This is a genomic window from Salinivibrio sp. IB868 (genome assembly GCF_001995655.1).
In the GTDB taxonomy this organism is placed as follows: Bacteria; Pseudomonadota; Gammaproteobacteria; order Enterobacterales; family Vibrionaceae; genus Salinivibrio; species Salinivibrio siamensis.
The window spans coordinates 215060-231967 of the sequence record NZ_MUEW01000002.1 but is presented as its reverse complement, the minus strand read 5'-3'; the positions used below and the strand labels follow the sequence as shown (position 1 = coordinate 231967).

General features: G+C 51.5%; 13 protein-coding genes and 1 pseudogene. 9 read left to right on the top strand and 5 right to left on the bottom strand.

All coding sequences use genetic code 11. From position 1 onward, the window contains the following. Position 1: 1 nt before the first annotated feature. Genes pseF through pseI form a run of 4 tightly spaced genes read left to right on the top strand, consistent with a single transcriptional unit; the run spans position 2 to position 3399 of the window. Positions 2 to 706 carry a pseudaminic acid cytidylyltransferase gene (gene pseF / locus BZG20_RS03085; protein WP_077578086.1) on the top strand — a complete coding sequence of 235 codons (705 nt, stop codon included), beginning with the start codon at positions 2 to 4 and terminating at the stop codon, positions 704 to 706. Beyond that, complete coding sequence (gene pseG / locus BZG20_RS03080) at positions 703 to 1797, top strand: UDP-2,4-diacetamido-2,4,6-trideoxy-beta-L-altropyranose hydrolase (protein WP_077578085.1); 1095 nt, start codon at positions 703 to 705, stop codon at positions 1795 to 1797. Before pseF ends, pseG begins: the two co-directional genes overlap by 4 nt. Continuing rightward, complete coding sequence (gene pseH / locus BZG20_RS03075; RefSeq protein WP_077578084.1) at positions 1788 to 2366, top strand: UDP-4-amino-4,6-dideoxy-N-acetyl-beta-L-altrosamine N-acetyltransferase; 579 nt, start codon at positions 1788 to 1790, stop codon at positions 2364 to 2366. Before pseG ends, pseH begins: the two co-directional genes overlap by 10 nt. Next, positions 2350 to 3399 (top strand): pseudaminic acid synthase, encoded by a 1050-nt coding sequence (pseI, locus tag BZG20_RS03070; protein WP_077578083.1) that lies wholly within the window; start codon positions 2350 to 2352, stop codon positions 3397 to 3399. The genes pseH and pseI overlap by 17 nt, the downstream gene beginning before the upstream one ends. A gap of 80 nt (positions 3400 to 3479) precedes the next feature. Here pseI and icd read toward each other — a convergent pair whose 3' ends face one another. Continuing rightward, positions 3480 to 4730, bottom strand: a complete 1251-nt coding sequence (gene icd, locus BZG20_RS03065) for an NADP-dependent isocitrate dehydrogenase (RefSeq protein WP_046075328.1) — start codon at positions 4728 to 4730, stop codon at positions 3480 to 3482. A gap of 139 nt (positions 4731 to 4869) precedes the next feature. Here icd and BZG20_RS03060 point away from each other — a divergent pair. The 5 genes and pseudogenes from BZG20_RS03060 to BZG20_RS03040 all read left to right on the top strand — a co-directional run. Next, positions 4870 to 5499, top strand: a pseudogene (locus tag BZG20_RS03060) (pseudouridine synthase); the annotation flags it as partial. Between the two features lie 469 nt (positions 5500 to 5968). Continuing rightward, positions 5969 to 7078, top strand: a complete 1110-nt coding sequence (gene mnmA, locus BZG20_RS03055) for a tRNA 2-thiouridine(34) synthase MnmA (protein WP_069361249.1) — start codon at positions 5969 to 5971, stop codon at positions 7076 to 7078. 13 nt (positions 7079 to 7091) lie between these two features. Continuing rightward, positions 7092 to 7736 carry a high frequency lysogenization protein HflD gene (gene hflD, locus BZG20_RS03050; RefSeq protein ID WP_077578081.1) on the top strand — a complete coding sequence of 215 codons (645 nt, stop codon included), beginning with the start codon at positions 7092 to 7094 and terminating at the stop codon, positions 7734 to 7736. Between the two features lie 25 nt (positions 7737 to 7761). Further along, on the top strand, positions 7762 to 9129 hold the full coding sequence (gene purB, locus BZG20_RS03045) for an adenylosuccinate lyase (RefSeq protein ID WP_046075326.1): 1368 nt from the start codon (positions 7762 to 7764) through the stop codon (positions 9127 to 9129). A 112-nt stretch (positions 9130 to 9241) separates the two neighbouring features. Next, complete coding sequence (locus BZG20_RS03040) at positions 9242 to 10390, top strand: cupin domain-containing protein (RefSeq protein ID WP_077578080.1); 1149 nt, start codon at positions 9242 to 9244, stop codon at positions 10388 to 10390. 16 nt (positions 10391 to 10406) lie between these two features. Here BZG20_RS03040 and BZG20_RS03035 read toward each other — a convergent pair whose 3' ends face one another. From BZG20_RS03035 to BZG20_RS03020, 4 genes are all read right to left on the bottom strand, one after another. Continuing rightward, positions 10407 to 12518 carry a methyl-accepting chemotaxis protein gene (locus BZG20_RS03035; protein WP_077578079.1) on the bottom strand — a complete coding sequence of 704 codons (2112 nt, stop codon included), beginning with the start codon at positions 12516 to 12518 and terminating at the stop codon, positions 10407 to 10409. A gap of 146 nt (positions 12519 to 12664) precedes the next feature. After that, positions 12665 to 13576, bottom strand: a complete 912-nt coding sequence (gene oppC, locus BZG20_RS03030) for an oligopeptide ABC transporter permease OppC (RefSeq protein WP_046075323.1) — start codon at positions 13574 to 13576, stop codon at positions 12665 to 12667. A gap of 10 nt (positions 13577 to 13586) precedes the next feature. After that, a complete protein-coding gene (oppB, locus tag BZG20_RS03025) occupies positions 13587 to 14507 on the bottom strand; it encodes an oligopeptide ABC transporter permease OppB (protein ID WP_046075322.1) in 921 nt (306 codons plus the stop codon). Between the two features lie 117 nt (positions 14508 to 14624). Further along, the gene (locus BZG20_RS03020) at positions 14625 to 16301 is read right to left on the bottom strand and encodes an ABC transporter substrate-binding protein (RefSeq protein ID WP_077578077.1); all 1677 of its coding nucleotides are present in this window, start codon (positions 16299 to 16301) and stop codon (positions 14625 to 14627) included. Positions 16302 to 16908: the final 607 nt, after the last annotated feature.

The following is a 16908-nucleotide window of genomic DNA, read 5'->3' as shown; positions in this document are numbered from 1 at the left end:
GATGAATGTATGTATTATTCCCGCCCGCGGTGGCAGCAAACGCATTCCGGGCAAGAACCTCAAACGGTTTAACGGTGCGCCCATTATTACTTATGCCATTGCGACAGCACGTCAAAGTGGGCTATTCGATCGCGTCTTGGTTTCCACCGATTGCGAGGACATTGCCAGTGTGGCGCGCGATGCAGGGGCTGAGGTGCCTTTTGTGCGCCCCGCCGAGATTGCCGGCGATCACGCTACGACCTTGGATGTGCTTGAGCATGCTATCCAGTGGCTCAACCCGTCGCCACAGCAAACGCCTTTGCACGCGGTATGCTGCCTGTATGCTACCACCCCCTTTGTCACCGCGGATGACTTGCGCCAAGGCTTAGCGTTACTGGACGGCGAAACCGTCAAATACAGTTTTGCCGCCACCCGCTACGCCTTTCCGATTCAGCGCAGTATTCATGTCGATGCCGATGGCAGTGTCAGCATGTTATGGCCAGAGCATTTCACTACACGCTCCCAAGACTTACAACCGGCGTACCACGATGCGGGAATGTTTTACTGGGGCACACCAAGTGCGTTTTTAGCGCGCGAGCCGGTTTTTGCGCCCCACTCGAAAGCCGTGTTGATCCCTCATTACCGCGTGCAAGACATTGATGAGCCGGATGACTGGCTACGCGCTGAGCTAATGTATCAACTGTTGGAGCAACAAGCCTTGCTATGAGCCATATTGCCATTCGAGTCGATGCCTCCCAAGCGATAGGCACCGGGCACGTCAGCCGCATGCACGTGTTGGCTAACATGCTACAAACGTCGGGCCATCAGGTAACCTTGGTCTGTCGCGACCTGCCCGGCAATTTGATAGCGGTCAGCCATGAACAAGGCTTAACGGTGGCGGTGTTGCCTGCCCCCAAAAACTCGCTCAGCAACACCGATTGGCTTGGTGTGAGCCAGCAGCAAGATGCCGAAGAGACAACCGCATACGTGGTTAACCAGCCGGTGGATTTGATGGTAGTGGACCATTACGCCCTCGATGCCCGCTGGGAACAATCGATTCACACCCAATTGGGCTGTCCGGTGGTGGTGGTCGATGATTTAGCCAATAGGCCCCACGATTGCGCGTTTTTGCTCGATCAAAACCCTTGGCCTGACCTGACTACGCGCTACGCGTCACAGCTTCTAAATCCACAGACCCGATGCTTGTTGGGGCCTGACTATGCACTATTGCGTCCAGCATTTGCCGCCTTGCATCAGTCTCCGCCGCCGCGGGAAGATAAGGTAATCGCCTTTTTCTCCGGTACGGATCCGACCGGTGAAAGCCGCAAGCTTGTGGACGCGGTGAAACACCTAGAAGCCGTTCAACACCTAGAAGAAGGGCAGAACCTCGAGAGGCTGCCTTTTTCGCTATTAATTGTCACCGGCCGACGTAACCCAGACCGCGACGCATTGTGTAAAGCGCCTGTCCCCGATGGGGTTAGTGTGGTGGAAGCACTGTCGGACTTTGATACCCACATGGCACGGGCACGCTACGCATTTGGAGCCGCCGGCGTTACTGCCATTGAGCGCAGCTGCTTGGGAGTGCCTAGCACCTTGGTATGTGTGGCGGAGAACCAACACGCCATGGCCGAGTATCTGGCCGTACAGCCGGGCTATCAATACTTAGGACGCGGTGAGCACACCTGCTGGCAAGATTACGCATCTGCACTGCAGCACCTTGCGGCAAACTGGCATCAGCTTCCTACCCTACCAGCGATCACTGATGGAAAAGGCGCAGGGCGCGTGGTCGCGGCCTTGGAGCATCACTTATGCAACTGATTTTTAAAGCGGTGAGTCACGCGGACAGTGACACTTTATGGCATTGGCGCAACCGTCCCACTGTCCGCCAGTTTATGTACACCCAGCATGAAATTAGCCATGATGAGCACAAAGCATGGTTCAGCCATATGCTCGCCAACACACACCGTTATTTCTATATCGTTTACAAACGCGTAGACGGCCAACCGGACAAGCCTCTTGGCGTGGTCAACCTTGACCTCGATAGCGGGAATAGGACAAGTGCGACCTGGGCTTTTTACGCCGCCCCCGATGCACCACGTGGCAGCGGTGCGCTCATGGAGTTTGGCGCATTAAGCTTAGCATTTGAAACCTTGGGCGTGACCCAATTGAACTGTGAAGTGCTTAGTCATAATCAGGGGGTAGTTCGGCTACATCAACGCTTTGGCTTTCGTGAGACGCCGCAAAGTCGGCAACGCACCTTTTCCCTGCCTGAGGGAAAAACAGTCGAGATTGTGTGCCTGTCTTTGTCCGCTGATGAGTGGCAGCAAGGCGCCAGCGCCCTTCAAACCAAACTGAATATCGACGCGGTTTATGAACAAAGACATTAAGATTGCAGGCCGTTTGATCGGCCCCCAGCATCCTCCCTATATCATTGCCGAAATGTCGGCGAACCATAATGGTAGCCTTGAGCTTGCCAAACAAACCATTTCCATGGCCAAAGCCTGCGGTGCCGATGCCGTCAAAATGCAAAGCTATACCGCCGATACCATTACCCTTGATTGCGACCACGATGAGTTTCAGATCAAAGGCGGACTGTGGGATGGTTATAGTCTCCACCAGCTATATCGCTGGGCACAAACCCCGTTTGAATGGCACAAGCCGTTATTTGATCACGCCAGAAAAGAAGGCATCACCTTATTCTCCTCGCCTTTTGATTGTTCAGCGATTGACTTACTCGAAGATCTTAACGCACCCGCCTATAAAATAGCCTCGTTCGAGGCGATTGATTTGCCTTTGATTCGCTATGCCGCGCAAACCGGTAAACCGATGATCATCTCAACCGGCATGGCTGACGAGACAGAGATCGCCGAGGCGGTGGCGACCGCCCGTGACAACGGCTGTCGTGAGCTGGTGTTGCTTCATTGTATCAGCGCCTACCCTGCGCCGATTGAACAAAGCCATCTGCGAACCATTCCAACCTTAGCCACCCGCTATCAAATCTTGGCAGGTTTATCCGATCATTCGCTGACCAACACCGCCGCGATCGCAGCCGTCGCACTCGGCGCGTGCGTGATTGAAAAACATGTGATGCTCTCTGAAGATTCGGGAGGTCCGGATGCTGCTTTCTCGCTTACGCCACCTGCACTCAGTGCGCTTTGTGAGCAAACCCACGCGGCGTGGCAAGCGTTAGGAGAAAGTGCCCTAACCACACGAGCGGCCGAATCGAGCAACCGGCAATTTAGGCGCTCTTTGTATGTCTGTGAGGATATCGCGCCCGGAGAGCCACTGACGGCCGCTAATGTGCGCAGTATTCGCCCTGGCTTTGGTTTGGCACCGAAACACTATGATGCAGTGATCGGAAAGCGCGCAACACGCGTGTTAACCAAAGGCACCCCATTGTCGTGGGAAGATATAGACTGATGGTCTGCGTGGGCTCCCAGAGACCACAAACAAAAAACCCGGCTCACTCGCCGGGTTTGGTCTTCACTGAGAGGCAGTGATTACATCTGCTTGACCATCTCGTCAGCAAACTCAGAACATTTACGCAGGCTCGCACCTTCCATCAAACGTTCAAAGTCATAGGTCACTGTCTTGTTGGCGATGGTTTTTTCCATTGACTTAATCACCAAGTCAGCCGCTTCAAACCAGCCCATATGACGTAGCATCATTTCTGCAGACAGAATGAGTGAGCCTGGGTTCACCTTATCTTGACCAGCGTATTTCGGCGCCGTGCCGTGGGTCGCTTCAAACAGCGCCACACCGTCACCAATGTTGGCACCCGGGGCAATACCAATACCGCCAACCTGCGCGGCAAGCGCATCAGATACGTAATCACCGTTCAAGTTCATGGTGGCAATCACATCATATTCCGCGGGACGCAGCAGAATTTGCTGCAAGAAGGCATCCGCGATGGAGTCTTTGATGGTAATTTGTTTGCCGGTCTTTGGATTTTTCATCGTCATCCACGGACCGCCATCCAGCAACTCGGCACCAAACTCTTTATTGGCCACTTCATACGCCCAATCTTTAAACGCCCCTTCGGTAAACTTCATGATGTTACCTTTGTGGACGATAGTCAGTGAGTCACGGTCATTATCGATGGTGTACTCGATAGCGGCGCGCACCAGACGTTTGGTGCCTTCTTCTGAGATTGGCTTAATGCCTACACCGCACTGCTCAGGGAAACGGATTTTGTTGGCACCCATTTCTTCACGCAGGAACTTAATCACTTTATCCGCTTCGGCCGTGCCGGCTTTAAACTCAACACCCGCGTAGATGTCTTCTGAGTTTTCGCGGAAGATCACCATGTCAGTATCTTCTGGCTTTTTCAGTGGGCTAGGAACGCCAGTGAAGTAACGTACCGGACGCGCACAAATGTAGAGGTCGAGTTCTTGACGAAGCGCCACGTTCAATGAGCGAATACCACCGCCAACTGGGGTCGTCAGTGGCCCTTTGATTGCCACTTTGTATTCGCGGATAAAGTCGAGGGTTTCAGCTGGCAGCCACTGATCGTCACCATATACCTTGGTAGACTTCTCACCGGTGTAGATTTCCATCCATGAAATCTTACGCTCACCGTTATAGGCTTTAGCAACAGCTGCATCAACAACTTTGATCATTGCAGGGCTAACATCCATCCCGATGCCATCCCCTTCAATGTAAGGGATCACAGGGTGGTTAGGGACTACCAGTTTTGTGCCGTCGAGTGTGATCTTCTGACCTTCCGCCGGTACAACTACTTTACTTTCCATTTTAATCTCCTAGCGTCCATTTGTTATCTTTGTGTAAGATGCGAGTCGAGGATACTCGAATTCATACAACACGCCAAACAGATTATTACGTGTATAATACGGAAGTCTCATTTGCCGTTTAATCTATTTGACAGCCCTCATGCCATATAAAGCCCGCCCCCAGCCAGCGTCAAAGGCTGTTTCAAACACCCAAGCTCCATCGGCCAAGGGTGGAAAGGCTCCCCGAGCGGCCGCCCTCGCCACAAAAGTGATACTTGTTAACAAACCTTATAACATGTTGACCCAGTTTAGTGGCGAACCAGGCGACAGTACATTGGCCGACATTGTATCGGTAAAAGATGTGTACCCGGCTGGTCGACTTGATAAAGATAGCGAGGGGTTGCTGGTGCTCACCAATAACGGCGCTTTACAAGCCAGACTCACCCAGCCTTCATCTAAGTCGTCCAAAACCTATTGGGTACAAGTCGAAGGCGAGCCTAGCGATGAAGCAATTCAGGCGCTCTGTAACGGTGTCGAACTGAAAGATGGTCTCACCCTGCCCGCTGATGTCACCAAAATGGCACCACCCGCCGTTTGGGAACGCCACCCTCCGGTGCGTTATCGCGCTAACATTCCCACCACTTGGTTAAAGGTGGTGCTGCAAGAAGGGCGAAACCGGCAAGTACGCCGCATGACCGCGCATATCGGCCACCCGACGCTGCGCTTGATTCGTGCCCAACTCGGCCCATGGCAGCTGGATGATTTGCAACCGGGCCAGTGGCGTGAGGTTGCGCCCCCGAAAGGCTTCGAGCAGTTCACTCCTAAACCCAAAGGCGCAAAAGGGAAAGCACCGCGTGGGCGCACTCGCTCGTCCAAGCGCGCACCGTCGAAGAAACGAGATAAGCGCTAGGAATACCTGAACATACCATCGTCCAATTTTCGCACACAGACCCTCCGCGCCAAGGATGGCGCGGCGGAGCCCCCAGGGATGGGTATACGGCGTGTCTGCGTGCGGGAGTCGGTCGATAAACCTAAGGGGTTCACAAGTCTTTGCGCGGCACCCAATCACAAATACTTACCCCCATTGATAGCAATAGTATTAATATAAGCTGCATCGGTCGCAGGCCACGCGACCATCTACCCACTCATCTACTCACTTTGGATAACGGCTAACATGTGAGCCCTATCACATCTGTATCCGGCGATTTGATTCTGTTAAACTCAGCGTCCGTTTATTGATAGCAGCATTTGTGATCACCATGTCAGATAACAGCAGCAAAAAAGTGATTGTCGGAATGTCCGGCGGTGTTGATTCCTCCGTTTCTGCCTACTTGTTGAAACAACAGGGTTATCAGGTAGAAGGCCTGTTTATGAAAAACTGGGAAGAGGATGACAACGAGGAGTATTGCTCTGCTGCAGAAGACTTGGCTGATGCGCAAGATGTGTGTGACAAGCTTGGCATCGAGCTGCACACCATTAACTTTGCCGCTGAGTACTGGGACAACGTCTTCGAGCACTTTCTAACCGAATACAAAGCGGGTCGTACGCCCAACCCTGATATTCTTTGCAACAAAGAAATCAAATTTAAGGCGTTTCTCGAGTTTGCCGACGAGGTGTTGGATGCCGATTATATTGCCATGGGGCATTATGTCCGTCGCACCTTCCCCGAAAACGGTGAAAAAGCGCAAATGCTGCGCGGCTTGGACAATAACAAAGATCAGAGCTACTTCCTCTATACCCTCAGCCACGATCAGGTGGCACGTAGCCTGTTCCCTGTGGGCGATTTAGAAAAACCGCAGGTACGCCAAATTGCGGAAGAGCAAGGCTTGGTGACGGCGAAGAAAAAAGATTCAACCGGCATTTGCTTTATCGGCGAGCGTAAGTTTACTGACTTTTTGTCGCAGTACTTACCCGCGCAGCCCGGCCCTATCGAAACCACTGAGGGCGACGTCATTGGTGAACACCAAGGTTTGATGTACCACACCTTGGGTCAGCGCAAAGGCTTAGGGATTGGTGGCTTAAAGGGGGGCAACGGTAGCGAAGCCCCTTGGTATGTGGTCGATAAAGATGTCGCGCGTAATGTATTGCTCGTCGGTCAAGGCCATGATCATCCTCGACTCTATTCAGAAGGGCTCATCGCGGCGCAATTGCACTGGGTCGATCGTGAGATTGTGACCGAGACCCGCCGTTGCACGGTAAAAACCCGATACCGTCAACACGATATATCGTGTACTATCACGCCCGTTGATGATGATACAGTGAAAGTTATCTTCGACGAGCCGCAAATTGCGGTAACGCCGGGGCAATCCGCTGTCTTTTACGATGGCGATGTGTGCCTAGGCGGTGGCATTATCGAGCAACGTATTTAAGGAGCCGTGATCAGTGGCAGAGACGATTTATGATCGCACCCTGGCTTTTGCCAGCATTTGTCAGGCAGCAAAACTGGTGCAAGACGTATCTCGAAATGGATATTGTGACCAAGACGCGTTAAATACGAGCCTGAGTAGCATTATCATCACTAACCCCTCTTCTACCCTAGACGTCTTTCGTGGAGAAGTGGGGAATGTCGCCGGTGGCGGTGAGTCAGGCCTTCATGTTGGTTTAGAAACCCTCATTGGCCAACTCGATAATAGCCGCAATGGTAGCGAAACCATGCGCTACCTGATTAATTTGTTGGCGCTGGAGCGTAAACTGTCTAGCCGCCGTGATGCCATGGCACAACTGGGCGATCGCATTGAAACGATTGAGCGTCAAGTAAGCCATTTTGATTTGCTTGATGAGCAAATGATCAGCAATCTCGCCAGCATTTATCTCGACGTGATCAGTCCTCTCGGACCGCGCATTCAAGTGTCTGGTGACCCACAACATTTACAGCAAACTGGCGTGCAACACCGTGTGCGTGCCATCTTGCTTTCCGGTATCCGCAGTGCTGTCCTATGGCGTCAAGTAGGCGGTAAGCGCCGGCACCTTATCTTTGGTCGCAAACAAATGGTTGAGCAGGCCAAACTCATTCTAGCCCGAAGCTAATCAGATTGAACTCAGGAGACAAAAAATGGAACTGTCAGCGCTGACTGCTGTTTCACCGGTCGATGGCCGATACGGTACGAAAACGATTGCGTTGCGATCGATTTTTAGTGAATTTGGATTGCTTAAATACCGCACCATCGTGGAAATCCGTTGGCTGCAAAAACTGGCAGCGACAGACAGCATCGCAGAAGTGCCTGTTTTTAGTCATGACGCCAATGCCCAACTCGACCGCATTGCTGCTGAGTTTGATGAACAAGATGCCGCACGTATCAAAGAGATTGAGCGCACCACCAATCATGATGTCAAAGCCGTTGAGTATTTTCTAAAAGAAAAGATTGCCGATAACGCAGAACTCAACGCAGTCAGTGAATTCATTCACTTTGCCTGCACCTCTGAAGACATTAATAACCTGTCGCATGCACTGATGCTAAAAGAAGCACGCGATACGGTAATTTTACCAGAAATGCAACGTCTGGCGGACGCCGTCAAAGACCTGTCGCAACAATTCCGCGACGTACCCATGCTTTCACGTACCCACGGTCAGCCTGCGTCTCCATCGACCATGGGTAAAGAGATGGCAAACGTGGCGTACCGCATGGCACGCCAAATCAAACAGGTTCAAAGTAGCGAAATCCTAGGTAAGATCAACGGCGCTGTGGGTAATTACAATGCGCACTTGTCCGCTTACCCCGACATTGATTGGCACGCTTACAGCGAAGCCTTTGTGACCTCATTAGGTATTGACTGGAATCCGTACACCACTCAAATCGAGCCACATGACTATATTGCCGAGCTATTTGACGCGGTCGCACGTTTTAACACCATTTTGATCGACTTTGATCGTGATATCTGGGGCTATATCGCACTGGGTCACTTTAAGCAAAAAACCATTGCCGGCGAAATTGGTTCATCGACCATGCCACATAAAGTGAACCCGATTGATTTTGAAAACTCGGAAGGTAACCTCGGCCTGGCCAATGCCATTTTCTCTCACCTAGGGCAAAAGTTGCCGATTTCTCGTTGGCAGCGTGATCTCACCGACTCTACCGTATTACGCAACCTCGGTGTGGGTGTGGGCTACACCCTGATTGCTTATGCATCGACCCTTAAAGGGATCAGCAAGCTAGAAGTCAACCAGGCCGCACTCGAGGCGGAACTGGATCAAAACTGGGAAGTCCTTGCCGAGCCAATTCAAACCGTGATGCGTCGTTATGGGATAGAAAAGCCCTACGAGAAGCTGAAAGAGCTGACACGTGGCAAACGGGTTGATGGCGAGGGGATGCGTACCTTTGTTGATAGTCTTGATTTGCCTGAGCACGAGAAAGCACGCTTGAAGCAAATGACACCGGCTAACTACATTGGCGATGCGGTCAAGCTCACTGATAAACTGTAAGCAAAACGCATCCAATGCTCGCGGCCTCCATAATGGGGGCCGTTTTTTTATCCCACTCGCACCACCCTGCTCGTCACGTTATACTGCCGCAAATTTCGTAAACTAAGTCGTTATGTATCAGTTTCAGTTCTCGCTCACCGAATTCATGGCCACACATTGGCATCAAAGCCCCACCGTTATCCGCCAGGGGTTAGTCGATTTTAACGACCCCATTGAGCCTGAAGAAGTCGCAGGACTCGCGATGGAAGAAGACATTGACTCACGTCTCGTGACCCAAGCCAACGGCAAGTGGCAAGTCGCGAACGGTCCTTTCGAGCACTTCGATGATTTCCCAGCGACGCATGCGCAACTGGTGGTACAAGCCGCTAACCACTGGCACCCAGGCGTGCGTGATCTCGCTGAGGCATTTACCTCGCTACCACAGTGGCTATTTGATGATGTCATGGTGTGTTATTCCCAGCCTCAGGGCGGCGTTGGGCCTCATATTGATCAGTATGATGTGTTTATTGTGCAAGGCCAAGGGCGTCGCCGTTGGCGCGTTGGGCCAAAAGGTGATTACCAAGAAGCTAACTTAGACACTGGGCTCAAGCAGATCACCGGGTTTGATGCCATTATCGATGTGGAGCTAGAACCAGGCGATATTCTTTATATCCCGCCAGGCTTTCCACACGAAGGCGATACGCTTGAGCCCTCGCTCAGCTACTCGATTGGCTATCGCTCACCAAAAGCCCGCGAGCTACTGAGCAGTTATGCCGACCAAGTGATTGTCGACGAAGCCGGAGACAATCATTTCCATTGGCCAGCCATGCCAGCGCAAGCCGATGCGCCTGCGGCATTGGATCCACAACATCTCGCGCAAATGAACGAGATGATGATCGCACTCATGCACGACGAGACCCGCAAAAAGCGCTGGATTGGCGAGTTTCTCTCTCAAGCCCGGCATGAGCTCGACTTACTCAGCCCCGATCCACAATGGCAACCGGATAGTCTCAAAGCCGCGATGCAAGACGGGCTTTGTCTGGAAAAACTCAGTGGGTTGCGTGCGTTTTATCACCCAGACCAGCCTGAAATGATTTTTATGCTGGGTGAAAGCTTTGATTTACCCACAGGATGTGAGTCACTCACCCCAGCGTTATGCAATCAACGCTTTATTGATTGGGAAATCCTCGGCGATGCCGCCGACCATAGCCTGTTTTGGTCGATGCTGACGCTGTGGGTCAATCGCGGCTACTGGTATCCCCTCGAGGAAGCGCCAGAGTAACCGCGCATCACCAAGATTAGACTTTAAACTGGGCCGTTAGCGCACGCTGACGGCCAGCCAGCGCCTCCAATTGGCTGGCAATACTCGCCGCCGATTCGGCATGCGACAAGAGTTCATCGCTGCGTTCACGAATATGGGTCACGTTTTGCGTCACATCGCCTGATACCGCGCTTTGTTGCTCCGCCGCCGCGCTAATTTCACTGTTAAGCCCCATCATGTCTTGCATCGCAGTACGAATCTGGTCCAAGCTCGCCACCGTCTCTTGCACCTTTTCAGCGGTGTCATCCGCTAGCTGATTCCCTTCATGAATCGCCGCTACCACTGACTCTGCCCCTAACTGCAACGAATCAATCACGGTACGGATCTGGGTGATTGACTGGTTAGTACGCTGTGACAGTTCACGGACTTCGTCAGCGACCACCGCAAACCCGCGCCCTTGCTCACCCGCACGCGCCGCTTCAATCGCCGCATTTAAAGCAAGTAAGTTGGTTTGCTCTGACATGGTGTCAATCACCGTCAAGATCTCGGTGATATCCTGACTACTCTTTTGTAAGGCTTGCGCATCGTGGGTCGCGCCATTCAGCGTCTCCACCAAACGCGTCATCGCTTGCGACGAATCAGTCACAATTTTTTCACCCTTCTCCGTCGCTGTATTCACCGCGGTGGCCGCAGCTAGCGCCGATTCGGTATGACTGGCAACCTGGGAGGCCGTTTGCGTCATCTCTTCTGATGCTGTCGCCACTGCATCCAAGCTTGATACTTGTTCACGGCTACCATCTCGGGTTTGCACGGCCACGCGTGCGGCTTCTTTGGCTGTATGTTCCGCTTCTTCAACGCTATTAATCACATTCGCCATAATAGGCTGAAGCTTATCGAGGAAGCGGTTAAAGCGCCCCGCCAGTACCCCAATTTCATCACGATTTTTAAGCTGGATACGCTGCGTGAGATCGCCATCGCCGTCGGCAATCTCTGCCAATCGTTCCGCCAGTAGCTTCAGGGGTTTAACGATTTGGTGCGCCGCTAATCCGGCGATAACCAAGGCAAGCAGGGTTGCCACAACCCCTAAGCTACGTTCTGTCCACGCGGCTTGACTGCGTTGCGCGGTAATTTGTTGGCTTAATTGGTTTGCCTCAGAGAGCAAGACATCTTCCGGCAAGGTGATAAGGGCTCCCCACGTGGTGCCTGGCAAGGCAATCGGCACGTAGGTCATCAACTGGCTTTTTTGCCATACAGTCTGTGGCTGTCCCTGCGTCAGCCAGGAGCTCATCGCATCAGGGCTGGTGGGTAAATCGTCGACAGTGCCACCGCTCACTTGGGCGTTATCAGACGCCACTAAACGGCCACCTTGGCTCAATACACTGACATTGCCGGCACCGTCAAACAGGGCATTATCTGCCTGTGCGATCACTGACTGTAACCCGCCAAGCGCAATATCAATGCCTAGTACCCCCAGCACTTGTCCGTCGCGCATCAGTGGTGAGGAAATGGTGACACTCAGGCTACTGCCCGCTTGTTTGGGCGCAGATACGCAAGCTGCGCCTTGGTTCAATGGGCACTGATACCAATGATTCGCCGCTTGCCCATTGCCATTTTTATTGCCGTTGTTAATTTGCTTCTCGCTCAGCACGGTACCTTGCAGCTCGCCATCCCGCTTTTGCCAGCGGCTGGCAAAACGCCCTGCGGCATTCGCGCCCCGTTCTGTATCGAGCTGATAAAAGTCATCTTCTTGGTCAAGCGCATTGGGTTTAAACACCACGAACGCGGCTTGAACCGTATCGAAGTTCTCCACTGAGCGACGCACCAGCTCATTGATTGAGCCGCGAAGTTCGCCACTGTCGGTAAAGTTTTGCTCAGCGTTATACTGTAGGTACACCACACTTTGCTCCAGCATTTGCGCGCGGTACACCGCTTCATCTAAAGAACGCTGAACATGGGTCGCTTGAACTTGAGCTTGACTGGTCGCAAGACGTTGAGCAGCGCTACGCAGCGTTTGGGTACTCGCCTGACCGACCGTTTGCTGAAACTGGTTATTGACGTAGGTTGAGAAGGTTAATAACGTCACCGCGGTCACAGCAACGCACAAACTGGCCACGAGGGTGACCTTCCATTGAATTGAGAGGGATCGCATGACAGCTCCTTTGTCACTCTATCGACAGCCACCACTGCTATCGATTCTCATCCTTGAAACACGCATTTAACAGTAACAAAAAAGCGCAGGAAATAAACCTGCGCTTTTCATATTATTGCGTTTTTTACGATGACAAAAGACGTCGCTTATCTGTCTTTTGGATCCAAGGCATCACGAAGCCCATCGCCGACATAGTTAAAACAGAACAATGTCATGACCATAAAGGCGGCAGGGAACAGTAGCTGCCAAATCGCAATTTCCATCGTTTGCGAGCCTTCTTGTAGTAAGGCGCCCCAACTGGTCATTGGCTCTTGTACACCTAAGCCCAAGAAACTCAAGAAAGACTCAAACAAGATCATGTTCGGCACTAGTAAGGTCGAGTAAACCGCAACAATCCCAAGTACGTTTGGCACGATGTGGCGCGTAATGATATGGCGCGTGCTCACCCCTGAAACGTGCGCGGCTTCGACAAACTCTTTGCTGCGTAAGCTGAGTGTTTGACCGCGCACAATACGTGCCATGTCTAGCCAAGCAATACAGCCAATGGCCACGAAGATCAGCACGATATTACGGCCAAAGAAGGTTACCAATACAATCACGAAGAACATGAACGGAATCGATTGGAGGATTTCCACCAAGCGCATCATCACCGCATCGGTGCGGCCGCCAATAAAACCTGATGTGGCACCATATAAGGTACCAATCAAGACGGCGACAAAGGCGCCCATGACGCCTACCATGATCGATATACGCCCGCCCATCATGGTGCGAGTAAAGAGATCTCGGCCTAACGCATCGGTACCAAACCAATGTCCGTCTACGCCCAATGAAGGCGCCGCATGAATGGCATACCAATCGGTCGCGTCATACGCGTAGGCACTGATATACGGCCCAAGGATCACGCTCAAACCAATCAATACCAGAATCACCAAGCTCGCCATCGCGGCACGGTTACGTTTAAAACGAATCGCCGCATCCTGCCAAAGGCTACGCCCCTTGACATCGACTTCTTCAGCAAAGTTTTCGAGGGCGTCAATGTTTTCTTTTTTCGTCAGCATCATGTCACCCCTAGTAACGAATCTTAGGATCGATATACGCCAGCAGGATATCGACGATCGCGTTGAAAAGAATGGTCAGCGTACCGATCAAAATGGTACAGCCAAGCACTAATGAATAATCACGGTTAAACGCGGCGTTCACAAACAGCTTACCGATACCAGGCAAGCCGAAAATGGTTTCGATCACCACCGACCCAGTAATAATGCCCACAAACGCGGGTCCCATGTAGGACACAACCGGTAGCATCGCAGGCTTGAGCGCATGTTTAACAATAATCTTAGGGTAACTGAGCCCTTTGGCACGCGCGGTGCGAATAAAGTTACTGTTTAGGGTTTCGATCATGCTACCGCGGGTCACACGCGCAAATGTGGCCACATACAGCAAGGACATACCGATCATTGGCAACACCATGAATTGCCAACCACCGCCTTGCCAGCCACCGGCGGGGAACCAACCAAGATTAATGGCGAAGATATAAATCAGCACTGGCGCGAGCACAAAGGATGGCATCACCACCCCTAACATCGCCGTGGACATGATGGTGTAGTCAATCCAGGTGTTTTGTTTGAGCGCAGCAATGGTGCCAATCGTGACCCCAAAAATCAGCGTAAAGATAAACGCCAACGCACCGATTTGTGCCGATACAGGAAATGCGTCAGCAATCAGCTCATTCACCGTAAAATCAATGTATTTAAACGATGGACCAAAATCCCCTTGTAGGATATTGCCCAAATAGGTGGTGTATTGCTCAAACACAGGCTTATCCAAGCCGTATTTGGCATTAATATTTTCCATTACGGCAGGGGGCAATGGACGTTCGCTTGAAAAAGGGTTGCCTGGCGCAAACCGCATCAAGAAAAAAGAGATAGTAATTAAGACCAACAACGTTGGAATAGCTTCCAAAAGGCGCTTGGCGATAAATTTCAACATAACTGTACCGTTTCGTTTTGAGCCTCACAGCGTCCGCTACCTAGGCTATACCTACATAACGACAACCAGCCAAGGGAACCGCGTGGTGCGGCTCCCTTATCAGCTGTGAATCAGGCGTTACTCAGCCTTGATATAAAGATCTTTTGAGTAGATCTTCTCTTCGGCGTTATTGGCAGGGAAGCCACCGACTTGTGGACTAAGCAGACGCGCTTTTACATACTGGTAAATCGGCGCAATCGGCATGTCTTTTGCCATCTGGGCTTCCGCATCCAAGTACAGTTGTGTGCGCTTGTCGTCGTCTGTGGTGGTCATGGCGTTTTCCATGATCGCATCATAAGCTTGGCTATCATAATGCACACCACCTGATGAGTTGGAGCTACGCATCAAGCTGAGGAAGGTAGACGCTTCATTGTAGTCACCACACCAACCGGCGCGCGCGACATCAAAATTACCTTCATCTTTGGTGCTCAGGTAGGTTTTCCACTCTTGGTTATTAAGTGCAACATCCACACCCAGCTTGTCTTTCCACATTTGACCGATTGCGACGGCCAGCTTTTTGTGGTTTTCGCTGGTGTTATAAAGCAGTGAGAAGTCGAGCGGGTTGTCTTCACCGAACCCAGCTTCTTTGAGCAGACGCTTGGCCTCCGCATCACGCTCTTCTTGTGTCATCTTGGCGTACGCTGGCAGCTCAGGATCAAATCCAGCGGTAATTTCAGGCGTCAAGAAATACGCGGGCTTTTGCCCTTGACCCAGTAGCGCATCGGTAATCACGTTACGGTCAATCGCATAAGACAAGGCTTTACGCACACGAACATCATTAAAGGGTTCACGCTTGGTATTAAAGATGTAGTAGTAGCTACACAGGTTACCCACGATAGACAAATCTTCTGGGTGCTCGTTTTTCAGGCGACGGAAATGCTCGTTCGGGATCTCATACGTCATGTCAATTTCGCCGGCCAAGTAGCGGTTCATTTCTGCGACTTGGTTTTCAATCGGCAAATAGGTCACTTTATCGAGCGTGGTATTTTCATTGTCCCAATATTGGTCGTTACGGGTTAACTCAATGCGCTCATTAATCACCCAGTTGTCCACGACATAGGCGCCATTACCCACGAAGTTCTCAGGTTTGGTCCATTGGTCACCATGTTTTTCCACCGTTTCTTTGTGTACCGGCTTCATGGTGGTGTGACCCATCATCTTCACAAGATAAGGCACCGCGGTATCTAACGTTACCTGAAGGGTGTGATCGTCCAGCGCTTCAACGCCCAATGTGTCTTTATCTTTGTCACCTTTAATAATGGCTTTGGCATTCTCCATGTGGGTGTAGCCTAGGTACCAAGAGTAAGGTGACGCTGTCATCGGATCAGCCACACGCTTAAAGCTGTACTCAAAATCTTGCGCAGTAACAGGATCACCGTTAGACCATTTGGCGTCTTCACGGAGATAAAAGGTAAACACCTTGTTGTCTTCGTTTTCCCAGCGCAAAGCGACACCAGGGATAACATTGCCGTCTGCATCCTGGTTGACCAAGCCTTCTAGCAGGTCACGAATAACATGCGACTCAGGCACGCCTTGAGTTTTATGCGGATCCAACGACGCCACTTCGGCACCGTTACCACGCACGAGCTCTTGCTCTGCCGCCAGTTGCGGCTCGCCTGTCGCGGACTCGGCTTGTTGTTTGGTTTCAGGGTTGGATTGAGAGGTCTGTTTTTGCTCTGGTTCGCTGCATCCTGCTAGAGCCAGAGAAAGGCCAGCGCCCATAAAGAGGGTTCGGGTGATCGTGTTTAGCTTCATCGTGTAACTCCATAACAATCGCTATTGCATCCATGACAATCGACGCCACGTGGCGGGGGAATCCGTTTTGCACAATCTAAAAAGATGTACTACGCCTCGCTGCGCGATTAGAGGCAAAACATTACCAAGCAACGCTGTGTTTTGCCATAAATCTGAAGTATTTTGCCATAGAATGAGATTAAAAACTCATCTTTCACTACTTAAAAGTCGCATAAAGGAATTTTAAGCTGGTAAGACGAGGCCGCGTTAGCGCTTTATTCACCACAAGAAACAAAATACGGAACAAATTGCTATTTATACTGAATCTGGGGGCATTGGCACTAATGCTGAACTAGCTTGCGGTCGAAAAAACACACAAGCCTCTCTCTATCTTCGCAATCTCAGTGACTTTGACTGCCAATATGCGTCAAATGTTACTTAATTGTAAAGCCGATACTAAACGTTATTTGTCAAAAAAACTCAACAGAAACACATGCACGTGATGTCAGACAGCTATCACGGTCACAAAATCTGAATTGAATAAGCGGTAATGGTGTCTGTCAGAGGAAACGCTAGCCGCGAATAGATGCGAGGATCAGGCACGGATGTCGAACGGAGGGAGAACGTA